Raw genomic sequence first — 17,100 nt, 5'->3', positions numbered from 1 at the left:
TCGCCAGCTATTGGCTATCCTTCGCCTATGCGCGCAATCCACGTGCGCTGATCGACGGCAGGATCTTGGCGAACGGCGCCTTTTACGTGATCTCGATCGCAGCGCCTTACCTCGCGCCCAGGGAGCGGGAGCTGTTCGACGAACTCGCCAAGCGCTATCTGCATTGAAGGAAGGGCGCCGTCATGGACCGAACGAATCTGGACCGATCGAAATGGAACGCATTCCCACAGCCGAGCGCGGCGTATGATTATGCCGGCGCCAAGCTGAAAAAGAATTGGGCGCGATTGCATTGCGGGGACCGGGAACCCTTCCCCGACGACGCCTGGATCGCGGATATCACAACCCGTCATCCAGCGCTCAAGCCGAAAGGCGGCAATGCCGCAGCCATTCTGCAGGACGCTTGGCGCGCCTATCATCGCGGAGATTTCCAGCAGGCTGTCGAACTGGGCGGCTCGCTGGGACTGCTCGGCGCGGCGCCAGCGAGCAAAGCCGCGAATATTTACGCTTCCTATCTGGAACCCGACCCCAAGCGGCAGCTTGCGATATTTCAGGACAGCGCCGCACGTTGCGACGCCCTGGCGAAGGTCGCGCCCGATTACGCGAACGCGCATTATTTCGCCGCCCAGGCTCTTGGCCGCTACAGCCAGGGCATTTCGGTCGTAACCGCATTGGCGCAGGGCATCGGCGGCAAGGTGCTGAAATCGCTTAAAACCGCCGTCGCGCTGGAGCCTGCACATGCTGACGCGCATATCGGCCTCGGCGTCTACCATGCCGAAGTCATCAGCAAGGTCGGCTCGATCGTCGGAGGATTAACCTATGGCGCGAGCAAGGAGGCGGCGGTCTCCCATTTCGAGACGGCTTTGAAACTCAACCCCGGCAGCGCCATCGCGCGCATCGAATACGCCAACGGACTGGTCATGCTGTTCGGCAAGAGCAAGCTCGATGCGGCGACGAAACTCTATCGGGAGGCGGCGCGCTGCGAGCCGGCCGATGTCATGGAAAGGCTCGATGTCGACGCCGCGTTGGCGGAACTAGAAGATTGACCTGCGTTGCCGGCGGGCGGGAGGGACGTGCTTGCGGCCGATGCCCCAAAAGCCAGCCGAACAAAGCGCGCGAGCCTATTGGTTTTCTCCACGCTCCGTCGCCTGCGCCACCCAATCGAGATAGGCGGGGTCGACGGCGAGAATGGGCAGAGCGACGATTTCCGGCAATTCATAAGTGTGAAGTTCGCGGATTATCGAGGCGATCTGCGCAAAATCGGCGGTGCGCGCCTTGATCGACAGCGCCCATTCATCGCTGCGCTCAAGGGCGCCTTTCCAGATATAGCGGCTCGCGACGGGATGGACCTGTACGCAGGCGGCCAGCCTTTTTTCCAACAGGGCGTGGGTAATTTTTTCGGCGACAGACTCCCTGTCGGTGGTGGTCAGCACCACGCAAAACGCGCCTAAATCCATCCTGCGAGCTCCCTGCGCAAAATATCGGCTAATACGTCAACAGCCCCGTCACTGTCGTTGAGGCAGGGAACAAGCGCGAAATTTTCGCCGCCCGCTTCGATAAACGCCAGTCGGTTCTCGAAGCCCAATTCCTCCAGCGTCTCCAGGCAATCAGCGAAAAAGCCCGGCGCGATCACCGCGATTTTTTTGACTCCCTGTGCGGCCAGGCTTTTCACCGTCTCCAGCGTATAGGGCTGCAACCATTGCCTCGGCCCAAGGCGCGACTGAAAGGTCATCAACATTTTATCGGCAAGGCCGGTCGCCTCGCCAAGCAGCCGCGTCGTCTTGGCGCAATGGCAATAATAGGGGTCGCCCTTGTCGAAATATTCCTGGGGTATGCCGTGCCAGGAAACCAGGATTTTTTCCGGCGCAAAATCCAGTTTCGCCAGATTTTCGCGTAAGCTGCTGGCCAAGGCGGCGATATAGGCCGGGCGGTCGTAAAAGGGCGCCGCAATGCGCAGGGTCGGCTGCCAGCGCATTTTCTTCAATGTGTCGAAAGCGCAATCGGCGACCGTGGCGCTGGTCGCGGCGCAGTATTGCGGATAAAGCGGCGCGACCAGAATCCGGTCGCAACCCTGGTCCTGCAAAGCCTTTATCCGCGACGCCATCGGAGGATGGCCATAGCGCATAGCCCAGTCGACGACGATCTTCGCGCTGTCGGCGCCAAGACCTTCGCCGGCAAGTCCGCCAGCGCGGATCCAAACGCCAAGCTTCTCGCTTTGCGCCCGCGTGATGGATTTCAGCGGTCCTTCATTGCTCTCGACATTCCAGATCTTCGCATAATCGCGGCCTTTTCGCCCGGGACGCGTGGTCAGGATGACCAGATGCAGCAACGGCAGCCATAGCGCGCGCGGCGTCTCGATTACCCTTCGGTCGGACAGGAATTCGCGCAAATAACGGCGCATCGGCCAATAGCCGGTCCCTTCCGGCGTGCCAAGATTGACTAGCAACACGCCGATCCGACCGTAGGCGACGGAAGGATGATCGGGAAGCGCAAAGGACATGAGTAACTGACTTTCGCAAAATTCCGGCCAGACTGTTTGGTCTAAAATCCGCCGTCTTGCAATTGGACGTTAAAGACTGCACAGCGGAACGCCGCCGGTTCCCTCGGCGAATTGCGCTGGAATTTGATCCGCGTCAAAGTTGCGCCCCGCCGTCCATGTCAGGAATTATCGATGAGCGCCATTCCCTCAAATCTTGTCCTCGCGGAAAAATCGGTTCCTCGTTACACGAGCTACCCCACCGCGCCGCATTTTTCCGCCAATGTGGGAACGGAGACCTATGAGGCGTGGCTCGCAGCCTTGCCGGTGACAACGCGGTTGTCGCTCTATTTGCATGTGCCCTACTGCCGTGAGCTTTGCTCCTATTGCGGCTGCCACACCAAGGCGACGCGCAAGGCCGAGCCGCTCGACGGCTATGCTGAAATTCTCGCCCGCGAAATAGCTCTGGTCGCGGAGAAAACGCCGGCGCGCACCGTCACCCACGCCCATTGGGGCGGCGGTACGCCGAGCATGCTGGGCGGTCAGCGCCTGCTCGGCCTGACAGACGCGCTACGCAGTCATTTCGCCTTCGCGCCCCACGCGGAATTCTCGATCGAACTCGATCCGCGCTATGTCGACGGGGAATTGGTCGACGCCCTGGCCGCTGGCGGCATTACCCGCGTGAGCCTCGGCGTGCAGGATTTCAATCCGCACGTACAAAAGGCCATCGGCCGCGTCCAGCCATTGGAAACGGTGGCGCGCGCGGTCGACCTGCTGCGGCGGCGCGGTTTCGCCGCGATCAATCTCGATCTGATGTATGGCCTGCCCCATCAGCGCGAAGAGGATGTGATCCGCACGGCCGAACTGGCCGCCTCGCTCAAGCCTAGCCGTCTCGCCCTGTTCGGTTACGCCCATGCGCCCTGGTTCGCCAAGAGGCAGAGCTTGATCGAATCCTCCGCTTTGCCCGGCGCCGCCGAGCGCCTCAAACAAGCTAATGTTGCGCGGAAAACCCTGGTCGATCTTGGCTTTGTCGCCATCGGCCTCGATCACTTCGCCTTGCCAGGCGACCGTCTCGCCATTTACGCCGGCCAGGGCCGGCTGCGCCGCAATTTCCAGGGCTACACCACCGACCAGGCCGAAGCGCTGCTACCCTTCGGCGCCTCATCGATTGGCCGCCTCCCGCAAGGCTACGTCCAGAACGCCGCGGATGTCGGCTCCTGGCGGCGCGCCATCGAGTCGGGACGTTTCGCCACCATCAAGGGCGCGGCCTTTTCGCGCGACGATCTGGCGCGCGCCGCAGTGATCGAGCGGCTGATGTGCGATTTCAGCGTCGATTACGGCGCGATCGCCGAGGAAATTCTGGGCGATGACGCGGCTTTCGACGCCGCGCAGCCGGATTTGTCGCAATTGATCCGGGAGGGCGTTGCGACTCAGGAGGGGCGGCGGGTCACGATCACCGAGGCCGGTCGCCCCTTCATGCGCCTTGTCGCCAGCGCCTTCGACGCCTATCTGCCGACGCGCGCCGCCCGCCACAGCGTCGCCGTTTAGCGATCAAATATCCCTGCCTTCAATCTGTCGCTGCAATTGCTCCGCCTCTTCGCGCAAGGACTCGTTATGCGGGTCTAGCGCCAAGGCGCGGCGCATCAGCTCCAGAGCCGGTCTGTCCTGCTTCGTCGCGCGCAAAAGTTCGGCCAGTTCGCCCATGGCGAGAAAATCGCGCGGCTCCGCCTGCAGCGCACGATTGAAATCGAGCATCGCCCCTTCGCTATCGCCCTGGGACAGGGCCGATTGCGCCCGGCGCCGCCAGCCGAGCGACCAGTCGGGATAAAGGCTGACGATCCGGTCGAGCAACGCCGCCGCCGGCGCAGGCTTGCCGGCTTTCAGGGCGCTTTCCGCCCTTGTCATCAAGAGATCGGCGGTGGGCGAACCCGAATGCGCCCAGACGCGTTCGATCAGGGCGCGGATTTGCGCGGCGCTGGCCTCGTCCGGCGCCCGCCCCAGTTTGGCGAACAGATCGTCGAAAATTTTTCCCCGCGTCGCGGCGTCGGAGGCGCGCGGGGGCGCGTCGGCGCGGGCGGTGGGCGCAGCGGCGAACAGGCCAAGATTGGCCAGCGCGAGCAAAAGCAAGATACAAAACCTGCGCATCGGTCCATTTAATCCGATTTTCGGCCGTCCGCCAGCATTGCCGAAATTTTGGCGAGAGTCAGCGGGTCGCCTACGCCGCCGCAATATTTTTGCAGAGCCTGCGAAAAGACAGCCTCACCCGGAGCGACGGTCGCAAAAAGCGTCATGCAGGAGCGAAATTTCAGCCGGTCGGGATCGCCGAAAATGGACATCAGGTCGCCGCCTTGAATCGCATTGACCAGACCGGCGCAATCGCGCAGTCGCGCGCCAAGAACCGGGTGAGCAAGAAAAGCCCGCGCCTCAGCCAGAGAATGGAGGGCGTAGAAATCCGCGGTGCGAGAGAAGCCGAGGCCAGAGATTTGCGGAAAGACAAACCACATCCAATGGCTGATTTTTCGGCCAGAACGCAATTCGCGGCGCACGGCTTCCATCGCCTTGTCCTGCGCGTCGACAAATCGTTGCAGGTTGAATGGATCGGGCTGCAGCATGGCGGAATCCCCGCACGATGAGAACACCCGCCGCCAAAACAAAAACCCCGGCGAGGCCGGGGTTTTTCGTTTCGAATAGCGAAACCTCAGCCTTGGCGGGCTTTGTAGCGCTTTTGCGTCTTGTTGATGATATAGACACGGCCCTTGCGGCGGACCAGCTGGTTGTCGCGGTGACGGCCGCGCAGCGACTTGAGAGAGTTGCGGACTTTCATTACAAACCCCGGAATAGATGGCCGGGGTGCTCCCTCAGCCGAGAAATCGAGCCGGTGCTATGCCCGATTTAGGCGCGGCAATCAAGTCCTTATTGGCTTTTTGCGGGTTTTTCGCATCGGATTGGCTGCCCCGCCGGTAAAAATACGGCGGGGCGAATGAGCGATCCGGTCAGACGTCGCCGCTGTAATCGTCGTCGCCGCCAGAATAATCATCATCCGACGCATCCTGAGCATCATCGGAATTGTCATCGGAATCGTCGTTGCTGTCGTCGTCGGATTTGCCGTCTTCATAATAGTTATTGACGACCGTCTCGCCAGCGCCGGTTCCTGTCCCACCGAGCCCGGCCCCGCCAAGGCCGCCAAGTCCCGCGGCGCCGCCTAGTCCGCCAAGTCCCGCGGCGCCGCCTAGTCCGCCGGCGTGGGCGCCGCCGACCAGATTGCGGAATGTATCGGCGAGCAGCATGCCGCCGGCGACACCCGCCGCCGCGCCCAGCGCGCCTTTAAGAAAACCACCGCCTTGCGGTTGCGGAGCGCCGCCAAAGCCGCCCTGGGCAGGGGGCTGACCCCAGGGTCCGCCCTGTGGGGGCGGCGGCGCATAGGCCTGCTGCTGCGGGGGCGCGCCCCAGGGATTCGGAGACTGATTGGGCTGCGGAGGCGCCTGACGAGGCGCGGGCGCGCCGCCGCCAAACAGGCCGCTGAGGAAGCCGCCCGAGCTTGGACGCTCGGCCTGCGCCTGCGCCTCAGCCTGCAAATGGCTGACCTGCCCCTGCAAATCCTGGAGCTTCTGGTCGGCGGCGTGCAAAGCCTGTTCCTGCACGATCACCGCCTGAGCCAGCAGATAAGGCGCATAGGGCTGTTGGCGCACGGCGTCGGCGATGAAATTTTCAGCGTCGCGGTCGCGCGGCGCATTGGCCTGGCTGCGCACGCGTTCAAACAGGTCGGAGAGCAACTGGCGTTCTTCGGGTGACATGGCGCATTTCCTCTGCGGCGAACGGCGCATGTTTCCACGGCCGGACCAGCGCAATATGGGCAGCGTCCGCCAAGTTGCAAAGACGAGGGAAGATGAAATTTCCGTCATGTCGCCAACGCCGACGAAAAAACGACGCGCGAAAAAATCTTCGCGCGACGCTTGTTTCAGCCTGACTGCGTTAGCCGGTTCAGAAATGCCAGATCAGATCCGACGACACGACCAGAGCATTATTTTTGTTCGGCGGCGCGCCGGTTTCGTTGTTGGCGTTGAAGGCGGGCGCATCGAACGAGCGGTAGAACGTGACTTCCGGCCGCACCTCGATCTGCGGCGAGAACCAATGCTGCCAGCCGATGCCCGTTTCGAAATAACGAGTCTTCACCCCGGTGCGCTGCCCCTGGTAATCGTCGAAGAATTCGGCGCGATAGGAGATATTGTCCAGCTTGCTGAACTGGTAGTTCAGATAGGTCAGGAACATTTGCGTATGCGTGGTGCAGGTGAGCACCGTCGGGTTGGCGCATTGCGCCATGTTCGGCGCATTCGAGAGAATGCCGCTCGCCGGATTGGAGAAGGGTGTGCCGCCGTTGGCGACAATCGCCTGCACTTCGGGATTGAGTTCGTTCGGAACCTTGTTGAGGTGAATGTTCCAGGTTTCGAAACCGATATGCCACTGGTCGTTGAACTTGTGGAAATAAGTGCCGCCGAGCCATTGCAGGTTGTTGTAGCCCCAGACGCCGTTGTTCAGGGCGTCGCCGCAAACATAGACATTGTCATAGGAGCTATCGCTCGACCAGCGCACGCAGCCGGTATAGGACGGGATCGCGCCCGGGTCCTTGTACATGGTGGCGTTGGGATAGAGCACGTTCGGATAGGGATTGGGCAATTTGGCGTAAGAGTTCCACGGCATGGTGTCGGAGCCGACGGAAATGCCGAATTGCACGATCCAGTTCTTGGTCAAGGCCAGCGAGGTCTGGATGCCGGTATTGGTGTAATTGTCGAACGTATAGCCGAGCGAGTGCGAATACATGTAATTATTGGGCGCTAATTGCGCCTCGATGTCCGGCAGCGCGATGAAGCGGCCGAAGCGGACCATGAAGCCTTCCATGATCTGCGGGACGAAGATTTCGCCATAGACCATCGGCGCGTCATAGCCCTGCACGTTATTGGTGTGGAGAAGCTGATAGCTCCACAGGCCATAGGCGGTGGTGTAGCGGTAATCCGAGCCGTAAATGCCGGCAACGCGGAAACCCCAATCGATATGATCTTTCTGCACTGTATCCGGGGTGCGCTCGATATAGAGCACCGCCTGATCGAGGTCGAACCGGTTGGGCTGGTAGTAATAGGCGCCGGGCGAATTACCGCCCTTCTGGGTGTTGGTGCTGAGATTGCCGCCAACGGCGAGCCAGCCATAGGCCTGAACGCCCCAGTCGGAAAACATCTTGCCTGCCGGGCCGTCGCCCAGGGCGACCATCAGCGGGCTGTCGACGGAAGCGGTGCGGTTGGCGCCGAGCGTCGTCGTGCCGCCATAGGGCCAGTCGATGAAGGGCATGGGCGGCGCATTGACCGGTTGCGGCGGGTCGCCGGCGCGGCGCGACGACAAGGCGCTCGGATCGGGCGGCGCAAATTCGTGGCCCCATTCAAGCTTGTAGTAGTTGATCAAGCGGGTGAAAAAACCATCGCCCAGGTTCTTGGTGTTGTAATTGGGATCGATGGCGGGGGCGGCGTCGACGAGCGGCGCGGATTCATCATCGGCGAAGGCCACGGAAGAAAGCAGCGCGGCGGCTCCGGCCATGATTGTGGTTTTGAGGGCGGAACGCCATTGCATTGCAAAAACTCTCCTGATCTGGTTGCCTTGAAAATTCGCATGAGGTTTAGGGAAAAGCTATAGAAAAATCTCAGCCAAGATATAACATTCCCGTATCAGATGATAATTTCATCCGTTAATTCAATAGCTTAGCGGCTCTTAGCGGCGCATTTGCTCAATCTGTCTGTTTTACGACAGTGAAGTTGTCAACAAGTGTTGCAGATTTATTACAACAGCCAGCCATACATTACTGCTTGGTATTTACGCTTCGCCGACCGAATTCAGCTATGCAAGGCGTGGAACCGCCTCCCGCTGCAGCGGGCAAATCTTGTCGAAAGCTTCGTTCTTCTCAAAAGGAAGCCCGCCGAAAAAATTCGGCGGGCTGTTTTTAAAGGCCGCGGGATGAACCAGCGGACTTTGCGACACAATCAGAAGTGCCAGATGATGTCGGCGGAGCCGATGACGGCGTTGCTCGAAGTCGGAGCGATGCCGAAGTTGGCGTTGCCATTGAAGGCCGGCGCGTCGAAGGAGCGATAATAGGCGATCTCCGGACGAACCTCGACTTGCGGCGAGAACCAATGCTGCAAGCCAATCGCCAGACCCATATAGCGGGTGGCGGTGCCGGTGCGCTGACCGTTGACGTCGTTGATATATTCCGCGCGCCAGGAAATATTGTCCAGCGCACTCCAGCGATAGTTCAGGTAAGCGAGAGCCGTTTGTTCGGTGGTCGTACACCAGAGCAATGCCGGGTTCTTACAGTTCGCGCCGAACGGACCATTGTACAGGAAGTGGTTCGGGGAAGCGAAGATGCCGCCGGCGCTATAGATCGCAAGAGCTTCGGGGTTGGCTTCCCCCGCCTGACCCACGTTCGAAAGGTTCAGCACCTTATGCTGGTGGGTCACATAGCTCTCGATCGAGATGTGCCATTCTTCGTTGAACTTGTGGTAATAGGTGCCGCCGTACCACTGCAGGTTGTTGTAACCCCATTGGCCGGCGTTGATGCCATCCATGCAAAGGTAAAGATTGTCGTAGGCGCTGTCGGACTGATACTTAAGACAGCCGGCGAAGGACGGAACCGCGCCGGGGTCCTTCCAGATCTGAGGAGACGAACTGTAGGGGTTAGCCACGTTGACGTAGTCTACGCCGTTCAGGCCGGTATAGCTGATGGTCTGAGCGGTGTTGGTGACCTTTTGCCCCCAATGCGTGAAGGCGGTGTCGGTGCCGATCGACACGCCGGCCTGAACGAAGATGTTCCTGGTGAGGGCGGTCGAGGTCATGATGCCTGTATTGGTATAGTTGTCATACCCATAGGTCATCGAGTGCGAGAACATGTAGTTGTTCGGCGCAAGCTGGGCCTCGATGTCGGGGATCGAAATATAGCGGCCAACGCGGATCATCATGCCTTCCGCCACCCACGGAATATAGCCTTCGAGCCACATCATCGGATAGTCGAAGCCGTTGATGGTGTCGTGGCCATAGAGCGCGTTCGACGTATAGCCGAATGACGTCGTATAGCGGTAATCCTGGCCGTAAATGCCGGAGACGCGGAAACCCCAGTCGAAGTGGTCTTTCTGGACCGTGTCGGGGGTGCGTTCGATGTAGAGCACGAGCTGGTCGAGCGAGAGCTTGTTCGGACGGTAGGAATAAGCCGCCGGCCAGTTGCCGCCTTCGACCTTTTCATTGGAGACGTTGAAGCCGCCGTTGAGCCAGCCGTACATCTGGATGTTGTTGTCGCCCATCCACTTGCCGAAAGCGGTCGGCGCCAGCGCCACCATCAGGGGGCTGTCCACCGAATTCGGGCGGTTGACGCCGAGCGACGTCGTGCCGCCATAGGGCCATTCGGTGAAGGGATAGGGCGGCTGAGTCACAGGTTGCGCCGGCCACGGCGGTGCGCGGCGGGAGGCCGGAGCGTTCGGATCCACCGGCGCGCCGTCATGGCCCCATTCCAGCTTGTAGTAATTCACCAGTCGGGTGAAGAACGAGTCGCCGAGATTGTCCAGTTCCTTGACCGTATAGTTCGGATCGACCGCGGAGGGGGCGCTCGGGGCCAGTCCCGCATAGGTAAACGGAACCAGATAAGGATTTGGCGGGTTGCCGCCAGCGGGCGCCGGAGCCGCCGCGTCGGCGGCCATGGCTGTGCTCGCAAACGCGACGAGCGCGCCGGCGACCAAGGTTGGGATGAGTGCGAAACGCCTATCCATCAGGAAAATTACTCCTCTATTCGATGGTCGAAATTTACACGCCAACGATATTAACGCCATAAGCATTCCATTAAGATAACATAACATTTCCGTATCATTTTTTTCAATATCATTTATTTTCAATGACTTATAATGTTCATGGAGCAGGCCGTCGGCCCAAATGTCGGCGCAATCCCGTCATCTTTCCAACAACTGTTGCGAATTTATTACAGTTTCAGCGGCCAAATAGGCGCGCGAAAAAGAATCAAAAAGGGGACCAATTTCCCTTTGGATCGCGCTTTCCTAGCCGGTTTTCTTGTCGTCCCGGCTTTCCTGCTGTCAGAAAGTCTCTTTGCTGCTTTTTTAGGCGACATAATATAAGTGTAATAAGCCATATAAACTATTCTTTACATGGTGCTTATGCTGCGGCGCGTGACTAATTTTTGGGCAGCCAGCCTTTTTCAGCGGGGAAATTCCCGCCAATTTCAGTCTTTTCCGAGCCTGAATGGAGGGCTTTTGCTTGAATCTTGAGGACGGCTCGCCTATTGCTTCGTTATAATCGGCCTCGGCGCGATTTCGCCGCCACGGCTGAGCCGTGAAGGGCGATCCGCACAAAATGAAGCCGGGCATTCTCATCGTCGACAACCAGCCGAATGCCCATCGCCTATTGAAGCAGCACCTCAACGACGGCGGCTTCGATGCGATTTCCATCGATTCCGGCGTTCAGGCGATCGACCTGATTCTCACGCAGAAGCCCGATCTGGTGCTGCTGGAACTGGCGCTGGCCGATATCGACGGCAAGGAAGTCATTCGCACCGTTCGCGAATCCTCGCAGGCGCCGATCATCGTCATTTCGAGCCGCAATCGGGAGGCGGAGAAAATCGAAGCGCTTGACGCCGGCGCCAATGATTATGTCGTCAAGCCCTTTGCCATTGGTGAATTGCTGGCGCGAATTCGCGCCCATTTGCGCGGCGCCGCCAGACGTAACACGGTCAATACCGAAGATCACCGCGAGGTCTTGCTCGATCTCGGCAAGAGAACCGCACTAGTGCGCGGCCATGTCCACAAGCTCACGCGGAAGGAACTCGCGTTGCTGCAAGTGCTGATGCGCGACGCCGACCGCATCGTGCCACATCATTTCATCCTGCAAAAGTTATGGGGCGCCTCGCATGACATGAGCGCCCAATATTTGCGCGTGCTGGTTCGCCGTCTGCGCCAGAAGATCGAGATTGATCCGGCCTCGCCGAAGATCCTTCTGACCGAAGCCGGCGTCGGCTATCGCCTCGTCTATTCGCCGGATTGACCCGACTGACGCCGGCCCGTCATCTGATGAACAAGCGACTTTGAATCACCGCTTATTTCGCGGGAGTGATGACGTAATCCTCGCCGGTGACCAGCTTGGGCTTTGGATACAGATCGAGATCGATGATTTTCGCCTGGGCGACCGAATCGACCCGCGCGAGATCCTCGTTACGGTTCCACCAGCCGCCGCCGAGCGCCTGGAACAAGGCGGCGGTGTCCGAATAGCGCAGGGCCTGCGCCTGGACGCGATTGACCACCGCGTTCAGATAGGTTTGTTCGGCGACCAGAACGATGGCCTGCGCGACCTGGCCAAGCTTATATTGGGCGGTGACAATTTTCAGGCTTTTGGCCGCAGCAGCCTCCGCCGCCACTGCGACTTTCAACCCGTCCGAATCGTGCTGGATGGCGCGCAGCGAATCCGCCACGTTCTGGAAGGCGTTGACCACCGTGCTCTTGTATTGCTCGGCCGCCTGCACATAGGCGGCTTCGGCCGCCGCCTCCCTATGCATCAGCGTGCCGCCGTCGAAAATCGGTCCCGCAAGCTGCGCGCCGAGGGTCCAGAAATTATTTCCGGGCGCGAACAATTGTCCGATACTCAGAGCGGTCTGGCCGGCGTCGGCGGTGAGCGTAACGTTGGGCAGACGGTTGGCGAGAGCGACGCCGACCAAAGCCGCGGTCGAATGGAGATTCTCGTCCGCCGCCCGCACGTCCGGACGCTGCCAGATCAGATTGGCGGGAAGGCTTACAGGGAGTTTCTCGGGCAGATGCAAGCCGGACAGCTGGAAGGTCTCTGATATCGGCTGGCTCGGCAGGCCGCCGGTCAGGGCCGTGAGCAGATCGCGTTGTTGCGCCAGCTGCTTTTCGAGGACCGGGATCGCCGTCTCCGCCTGCGCCAGAGCCGCTTCCTGAACCGCCACATCGGCTTCCGCCGCCTGACCGATCGCCTTTTCCTTTCTGATGACGACCAGCAGCTCGCGCATTAGCTGGACGGCTTTTTTTGTCGCTGCGATCTGGCCGCGATAGGATGCTTCCTGCACCGCGCCGACGACGATGTTCGACGTCAGGGTGAGATAGGCCGCCTCGGTCTGGAATTTCTGCATGTCGGCCTGCGCCTGCAGCGATTCGACGGTGCGGCGGTTGAGGCCCCATACGTCCGGCGTATAGGAGACGTTCACCTGCGGCGTCACCAGATTGAACACCGAAATATAGGGGTTGTTTAGAGGGGGCGAAATCGTGCCGATCGCCGCCTGCTGCCGGGTCCCGAGCGCGTTGCCGACGACCTGCGGATAGAAAAAGCCCTTCTGAGCTTCAACCGATTCCTTCGCCACTTTCAGCGCGGCTTCCGCCGCCTTGAGATCGTGGTTGTTGATGAGCGCGGTTTCGATCAGGCTGTTCAACGGCCGGGAGTGGAACAAAGTCCACCATTGGCCGGGAATATCCAGATCCTTGACGAAACGCTGCGAAGCCCCGCCCTGCCCGGGCGCCCCCGCCGTTCCTCCGAGATTTTCCTTGGTGTAGCCATTGACGTCCGGCGCCGCCGAGGCGACGAAATCCGGACCGACGGCGCATCCCGACAGCAGCAGGGCGAGCGCGGCGGCGGTCGCCGCCGCCGCCGGGCGGCTGCCGGCGAGCTTCGCCATTCGACGATTTCCGCGGATCTTTTTCATTTTCAAAACTCCGATCCTCCAGAAACTCAATGCTGCGCGGCGGACGGCGCCTGCGTGACCCGGATTTCATCCTTGCGGAGGAAGAACTTACGAATCGCGGGCGCGACGACCAGAAGCATGATCGGACCGATGATCATGCCGCCGACCACCACGGTCGCCAGGGGCTTTTGCACCTGGCTGCCGATGCCGCTGGAAATAGCGGCGGGGAACAAGCCGACGCCCGCCGACAGAGCGGTCATCAGCATCGGGCGCATTCTCTGCTCGGCGCCGTAAAATACCGCTTCGGCGACGCCCATGCCCCTGATGCGCAATTCCCGGTAGTAGGTGATGTTCAAGATACCGTCCATCACCGCGACGCCGAACAGCGAAATGAAGCCGATCGCCGCCGAAACCGAGAAATCCAGCCCGGACACGTAAAGCGCGATGATGCCGCCAACGACGGCGAAGGGAATGCCCGCCATAGCCAGCAACGAATCGCGCAAGGTGTTGAACAGGCCGTAGAGCAGGACGAGGATCAGCGCCAAGGTGATCGGCAGCACGATTTTCAGACGGGCGCTGGCGGCCTGCAGATCTTCGAACTCGCCCGCCCAGAGGATGCGGTAACCCGTCGGCAGTTTGACCGCCTTGGCGATGCGTTCCTGCGCCTCCGCCACCGTGCTGCCGAGATCGCGCCCTCGCACCGAGAACTTGATCGGGATGAAGCGGGCCGAGCGTTCGCGGTAAATATAGGAGGCGCCGGTGTCGAGGCTGACAGTGGCGAGTTCGCTCAGCGGCACATAGGAATTCTGGCTGCCATTGCCGTTGGCATAGGCGACCTTGATCGCCTTGACGGCGTCGATGTCGTTGCGATCATCGCGCAACAGGCGCACCGACAGGTTGAACGTGCGGTCGCCTTCCAGCACCGTGGTCGCCGAGGCGCCGCCAAGCGCCGCCTGCACGACGGTATTGACGTCGCCGGTGTTGAGGCCGTAGCGCGCCGCTTTGGCGCGATTGATCTTGACGTTCAGATTGGGCTGGCCGAGAACATGGAAAATGCCGAGATCGGAGACGCCGCGCACCTTGGCCATTTCATCCTGGACCTGGTTCGCAATCTCCTCCAGCTTCGCCAGATTGGGGCCGACGATCTTTACCGAATTGGCGCCCTTCACGCCGGACAAGGCCTCTTCGACGTTGTCTTGGATATATTGCGAGAAGTTGAAACCGACGCCGGGCAATTCCTCGGCAAATTCCTTCTGCAATTGCGCGGTCAGCTTTTCCTTGGTCAGACCCGCAGGCCATTTGTCGAACGCCAGCAAGGGCGCGAACAATTCGACATTGGACAAGGGCGAAGCGTCGGAACCGTTGTCGGGACGGCCGTGCTGCGACACCACCGTAACGATTTCCTTATGGCGCAGCAGGATTTCGCGCATCTTGTTGGTGGCGGTCGAACCGGCGGCGAGTGAAATCGTCGGCGGCATCGAGGCGCGGATCCAGTAATTGCCTTCCTCGAGCGCCGGCAGGAATTCGCTGCCGAGCCGCGACGCGAGCGCGCCGCCGAGGGCCAGGAACAACAAGCCGATGGCGATGATCAAACCGACATTGTCCAGCGAGAACTTGAGCACCGGCGAATAGATCGCACGGATCGCCCGGACGACGATGGTTTCGTGCTCCTGGACCCGCGCCGGCAAAACCAGCGAGGCCATGACCGGGGCGACGGTGAAGGTGGCGAACAGGGCGCCGGTCAGGGCATAGGCGTAGGTGCGGGCCATCGGGCCGAAAATCTGGCCCTCGACGCCGGTCATGGTGAACAGCGGCAAGAAGGCGGTGACGGTGATGGCGGCGGTGAAGAACACCGCCTTGTCCACCTGCAGCGCGCTGATCAGGATCAGGCGCAGGCGATTGGTCCAGCGCGTGGTGTCGCCCTGGGTGCCGAGAGCGGTCGGGTTTGGACCCCAATAGCCTTCGAACAGGTGCTGCAGCAAGGTCTGCCGCTCCTGCCCTCGCAGCTGGAAGTTTCGGAAGATGTTTTCGACCAGAATGACCGCGGAATCGACGATGATGCCGAAATCCACCGCGCCGACCGAGAGAAGATTGGCGTCCTCGCCCTGCGCCACCAGAATCATGATGGCGAAGAACAGAGCGAAGGGAATATTGGCGGCGACGATGATGGCGCTGCGCAGGTCTCCAAGGAAGATCCACTGGATGAAGAACACCAGCAGGCAGCCGAACACCAGATTATGCATCACGGTATGGGTCGTCACGCCGACCAGTTCGCCGCGATCGTAATAGGGCACGACCTTGACGCCGGGCGGCAGGGTGCCGTCGGAATTGATCTTGGCGACTTCCTTCTGGACCTTGGGCAGGATGTCATTGGTGTGCTGGGTGCGGCCCATCACGACGATGGCGGCGGCGACGTCGTCGTTATTGTCGCGGCCGGCGATGCCGAGGCGCGGCACATAGCCGACGGTGACCTTGCCGAGATTCCTGATCTGGATCGGCACGCCATTGACCTGCGACAGGACGATTTCTTCGATGTCCTTGACCTTGTCGCCCTGGGCCAGATCGTCGTTGCCGCCGTCGTCGATCAGGCCGACGCCGCGAATATTGATCGACTGCTGGCCGATGGTGATTTCGCGGCCGCCGACGTTGATATTGGCGTTGCCGAGCGCGGTGATGACTTGGGGAATAGTGACATTATAAGCTTCGAGCTTGGCCGGATCGAGCTCGACATGGAATTCCTTGGTGGTGCCGCCCCAGGCGTTGATTTGCACGACGCCGGGAATGGTCAGGAGGCGACGCGCGACCACCCAGTCCTCGATGGTGCGCAGATTGGTCAGGCCGAAATGTTGCGGTCCGGTGATTTCATAGCGGAAAATTTCGCCGGTGAGGCTGGATTGCTGAATCTGCGGAATCTGGTTGCCCGGCAGATTGACGTTCTGCTGCAGGCTGACCGCCGCCTGGGCGAAGGCGAAATGGTAATCGACGCCATATTTGAAGGTCACGCGGACGAAGCTCAGGCCATAGAACGAGGTCGAGCGGATATTGTCGATGCCGGGAGTCGGATAGAGCCCGATCTCCATCGGAATGGTGTAATATTTCTCCATTTCCTCGGCAGAAAGCCCGGCTTGCTGGGCGGTGATTTCGAGAATCGTCGGCGCCGGATTGGGATAGGCTTCGATGTTCAGCTTGCTGAAGGAGAAGGCGCCTGCCGCCAGGAAGACGATGACGCCGAGCACGACGATGGCGCGTCGCGTCAAGCTGAATGTGAGCAGTGCTTTAATCAATTTACGGCTCCCGCGGGATTACAAGTGCGGATGGGGCGGGGTTTCACGGTCAGTCGGACGGGGGCGCGTTGAGGATGTTGTCGACGAAGACCGCGCCTTCGACGATCACCGGTTCGCCCTCCTGCAAGCCTTCGAGCACCTGATCGTCGCCATCCTGCTGGATGCCGAGCTTGACCACGCGCTGGGTGAAATGGGTCGCGTCCTTCTGCACCCAGGCGGTCATGGTGCCGTCGCCTTCGCGCACCGCGCCGGTCGCCGGAATGCTCAGCGAATGCACGGGCTTGTCGGTGGTGATTTCGAAACTGGCGATCATGCCGGCGCGCAATTTATGCTGCGGATCGTCGATCACGGAGCGCACCAGCAGGCGATGGGTGTTGGGATCGACCGAGCCGCCGACCCGCGTCACCTTGCCGCTGAAGACTTCTTCCGAGGCGGTGGGGATTCTGGCGACCACCTGCTGGCCGACCTGCATGGCGAGCGCGTCGCTCTCGATGACGAAGGAGTTCAGCCACATGGTCGAATCGTCGCTGACCGTGATCGGCGTTCCGCCGGGCTGGACCAGCAACCCCGGCGCGGCGACGCGCGCCGACACGATGCCGTCGGCCGGGCTGCGGATGACC

Annotated in this window: 14 protein-coding genes; 3 read left to right on the top strand and 11 right to left on the bottom strand. The window is 60.6% G+C overall.

Annotated features, from left to right (window positions below; translation table 11 throughout):
- Positions 1 to 182: 182 nt before the first annotated feature.
- The gene (locus ACLP2E_RS04610) at positions 183 to 1,043 is read left to right on the top strand and encodes a hypothetical protein (protein ID WP_442464024.1); all 861 of its coding nucleotides are present in this window, start codon (positions 183 to 185) and stop codon (positions 1,041 to 1,043) included.
- 75 nt (positions 1,044 to 1,118) lie between these two features.
- On the opposite strand, the gene cutA is transcribed toward ACLP2E_RS04610, so the two are convergent.
- On the bottom strand, positions 1,119 to 1,454 hold the full coding sequence (gene cutA / locus ACLP2E_RS04605) for a divalent-cation tolerance protein CutA (protein WP_442464025.1): 336 nt from the start codon (positions 1,452 to 1,454) through the stop codon (positions 1,119 to 1,121).
- The gene (gene hemH / locus ACLP2E_RS04600) at positions 1,445 to 2,497 is read right to left on the bottom strand and encodes a ferrochelatase (RefSeq protein ID WP_442464026.1); all 1,053 of its coding nucleotides are present in this window, start codon (positions 2,495 to 2,497) and stop codon (positions 1,445 to 1,447) included. Before hemH ends, cutA begins: the two co-directional genes overlap by 10 nt.
- A 171-nt stretch (positions 2,498 to 2,668) precedes the next feature.
- Here hemH and hemN point away from each other — a divergent pair, with 171 nt between their 5' ends.
- Complete coding sequence (gene hemN / locus ACLP2E_RS04595) at positions 2,669 to 4,021, top strand: oxygen-independent coproporphyrinogen III oxidase (RefSeq protein WP_442464027.1); 1,353 nt, start codon at positions 2,669 to 2,671, stop codon at positions 4,019 to 4,021.
- A 3-nt stretch (positions 4,022 to 4,024) separates the two neighbouring features.
- Here the strand turns inward: hemN and ACLP2E_RS04590 are convergent, their stop codons facing one another.
- From ACLP2E_RS04590 to ACLP2E_RS04565, 6 genes are all read right to left on the bottom strand, one after another.
- Positions 4,025 to 4,618 (bottom strand): tetratricopeptide repeat protein, encoded by a 594-nt coding sequence (locus ACLP2E_RS04590; RefSeq protein ID WP_442465277.1) that lies wholly within the window; start codon positions 4,616 to 4,618, stop codon positions 4,025 to 4,027.
- A gap of 8 nt (positions 4,619 to 4,626) precedes the next feature.
- Positions 4,627 to 5,085 carry a DUF1810 domain-containing protein gene (locus ACLP2E_RS04585; protein WP_442465276.1) on the bottom strand — a complete coding sequence of 153 codons (459 nt, stop codon included), beginning with the start codon at positions 5,083 to 5,085 and terminating at the stop codon, positions 4,627 to 4,629.
- A gap of 86 nt (positions 5,086 to 5,171) precedes the next feature.
- Entirely contained in the window at positions 5,172 to 5,297 is a 126-nt protein-coding gene (gene ykgO / locus ACLP2E_RS04580; RefSeq protein ID WP_012590802.1) for a type B 50S ribosomal protein L36, read from the bottom strand.
- A gap of 169 nt (positions 5,298 to 5,466) precedes the next feature.
- Positions 5,467 to 6,267: a DUF2076 domain-containing protein gene (locus tag ACLP2E_RS04575; protein WP_442465275.1), complete on the bottom strand. Its 801-nt coding sequence runs from the start codon at positions 6,265 to 6,267 to the stop codon at positions 5,467 to 5,469.
- Positions 6,268 to 6,454: 187 nt separating this feature from the next.
- Positions 6,455 to 8,089, bottom strand: coding sequence for an outer membrane beta-barrel protein (locus tag ACLP2E_RS04570; RefSeq protein ID WP_442465274.1), 1,635 nt, complete (start codon positions 8,087 to 8,089; stop codon positions 6,455 to 6,457).
- Positions 8,090 to 8,496: 407 nt separating this feature from the next.
- A complete protein-coding gene (locus tag ACLP2E_RS04565; RefSeq protein ID WP_442464032.1) occupies positions 8,497 to 10,269 on the bottom strand; it encodes an outer membrane beta-barrel protein in 1,773 nt (590 codons plus the stop codon).
- Positions 10,270 to 10,864: 595 nt separating this feature from the next.
- Between ACLP2E_RS04565 and ACLP2E_RS04560 the strand changes: the two genes are divergently transcribed.
- Positions 10,865 to 11,551 carry a response regulator transcription factor gene (locus tag ACLP2E_RS04560; RefSeq protein ID WP_442465273.1) on the top strand — a complete coding sequence of 229 codons (687 nt, stop codon included), beginning with the start codon at positions 10,865 to 10,867 and terminating at the stop codon, positions 11,549 to 11,551.
- A 52-nt stretch (positions 11,552 to 11,603) separates the two neighbouring features.
- Here ACLP2E_RS04560 and ACLP2E_RS04555 read toward each other — a convergent pair whose 3' ends face one another.
- The 3 genes from ACLP2E_RS04555 to ACLP2E_RS04545 all read right to left on the bottom strand — a co-directional run.
- On the bottom strand, positions 11,604 to 13,190 hold the full coding sequence (locus tag ACLP2E_RS04555) for an efflux transporter outer membrane subunit (RefSeq protein ID WP_442465272.1): 1,587 nt from the start codon (positions 13,188 to 13,190) through the stop codon (positions 11,604 to 11,606).
- A gap of 53 nt (positions 13,191 to 13,243) precedes the next feature.
- Entirely contained in the window at positions 13,244 to 16,480 is a 3,237-nt protein-coding gene (locus ACLP2E_RS04550; RefSeq protein ID WP_442465271.1) for an efflux RND transporter permease subunit, read from the bottom strand.
- A 49-nt stretch (positions 16,481 to 16,529) separates the two neighbouring features.
- Positions 16,530 to 17,100, bottom strand: a 571-nt coding sequence (locus ACLP2E_RS04545) for an efflux RND transporter periplasmic adaptor subunit (RefSeq protein WP_442465270.1), incomplete at its 5' end; no start/stop codon positions are given.

The organism is Rhodoblastus sp., from assembly GCF_052145335.1.
Taxonomy (GTDB): Bacteria; Pseudomonadota; Alphaproteobacteria; order Rhizobiales; family Beijerinckiaceae; genus Rhodoblastus.
This window is presented reverse-complemented; position numbering and strand designations above follow the sequence as displayed.

Coding starts and splice junctions, on each gene's coding strand:
- ACLP2E_RS04610 (WP_442464024.1), top strand. CDS start 183: ATGGACCGAACGAATCTGGACCGATCGAAATGGAACGCATTCCCACAG.
- cutA (WP_442464025.1), bottom strand. CDS start 1,454: ATGGATTTAGGCGCGTTTTGCGTGGTGCTGACCACCACCGACAGGGAG.
- hemH (WP_442464026.1), bottom strand. CDS start 2,497: ATGTCCTTTGCGCTTCCCGATCATCCTTCCGTCGCCTACGGTCGGATC.
- hemN (WP_442464027.1), top strand. CDS start 2,669: ATGAGCGCCATTCCCTCAAATCTTGTCCTCGCGGAAAAATCGGTTCCT.
- ACLP2E_RS04590 (WP_442465277.1), bottom strand. CDS start 4,618: ATGCGCAGGTTTTGTATCTTGCTTTTGCTCGCGCTGGCCAATCTTGGC.
- ACLP2E_RS04585 (WP_442465276.1), bottom strand. CDS start 5,085: ATGCTGCAGCCCGATCCATTCAACCTGCAACGATTTGTCGACGCGCAG.
- ykgO (WP_012590802.1), bottom strand. CDS start 5,297: ATGAAAGTCCGCAACTCTCTCAAGTCGCTGCGCGGCCGTCACCGCGAC.
- ACLP2E_RS04575 (WP_442465275.1), bottom strand. CDS start 6,267: ATGTCACCCGAAGAACGCCAGTTGCTCTCCGACCTGTTTGAACGCGTG.
- ACLP2E_RS04570 (WP_442465274.1), bottom strand. CDS start 8,089: ATGCAATGGCGTTCCGCCCTCAAAACCACAATCATGGCCGGAGCCGCC.
- ACLP2E_RS04565 (WP_442464032.1), bottom strand. CDS start 10,269: ATGGATAGGCGTTTCGCACTCATCCCAACCTTGGTCGCCGGCGCGCTC.
- ACLP2E_RS04560 (WP_442465273.1), top strand. CDS start 10,865: ATGAAGCCGGGCATTCTCATCGTCGACAACCAGCCGAATGCCCATCGC.
- ACLP2E_RS04555 (WP_442465272.1), bottom strand. CDS start 13,190: ATGGCGAAGCTCGCCGGCAGCCGCCCGGCGGCGGCGGCGACCGCCGCC.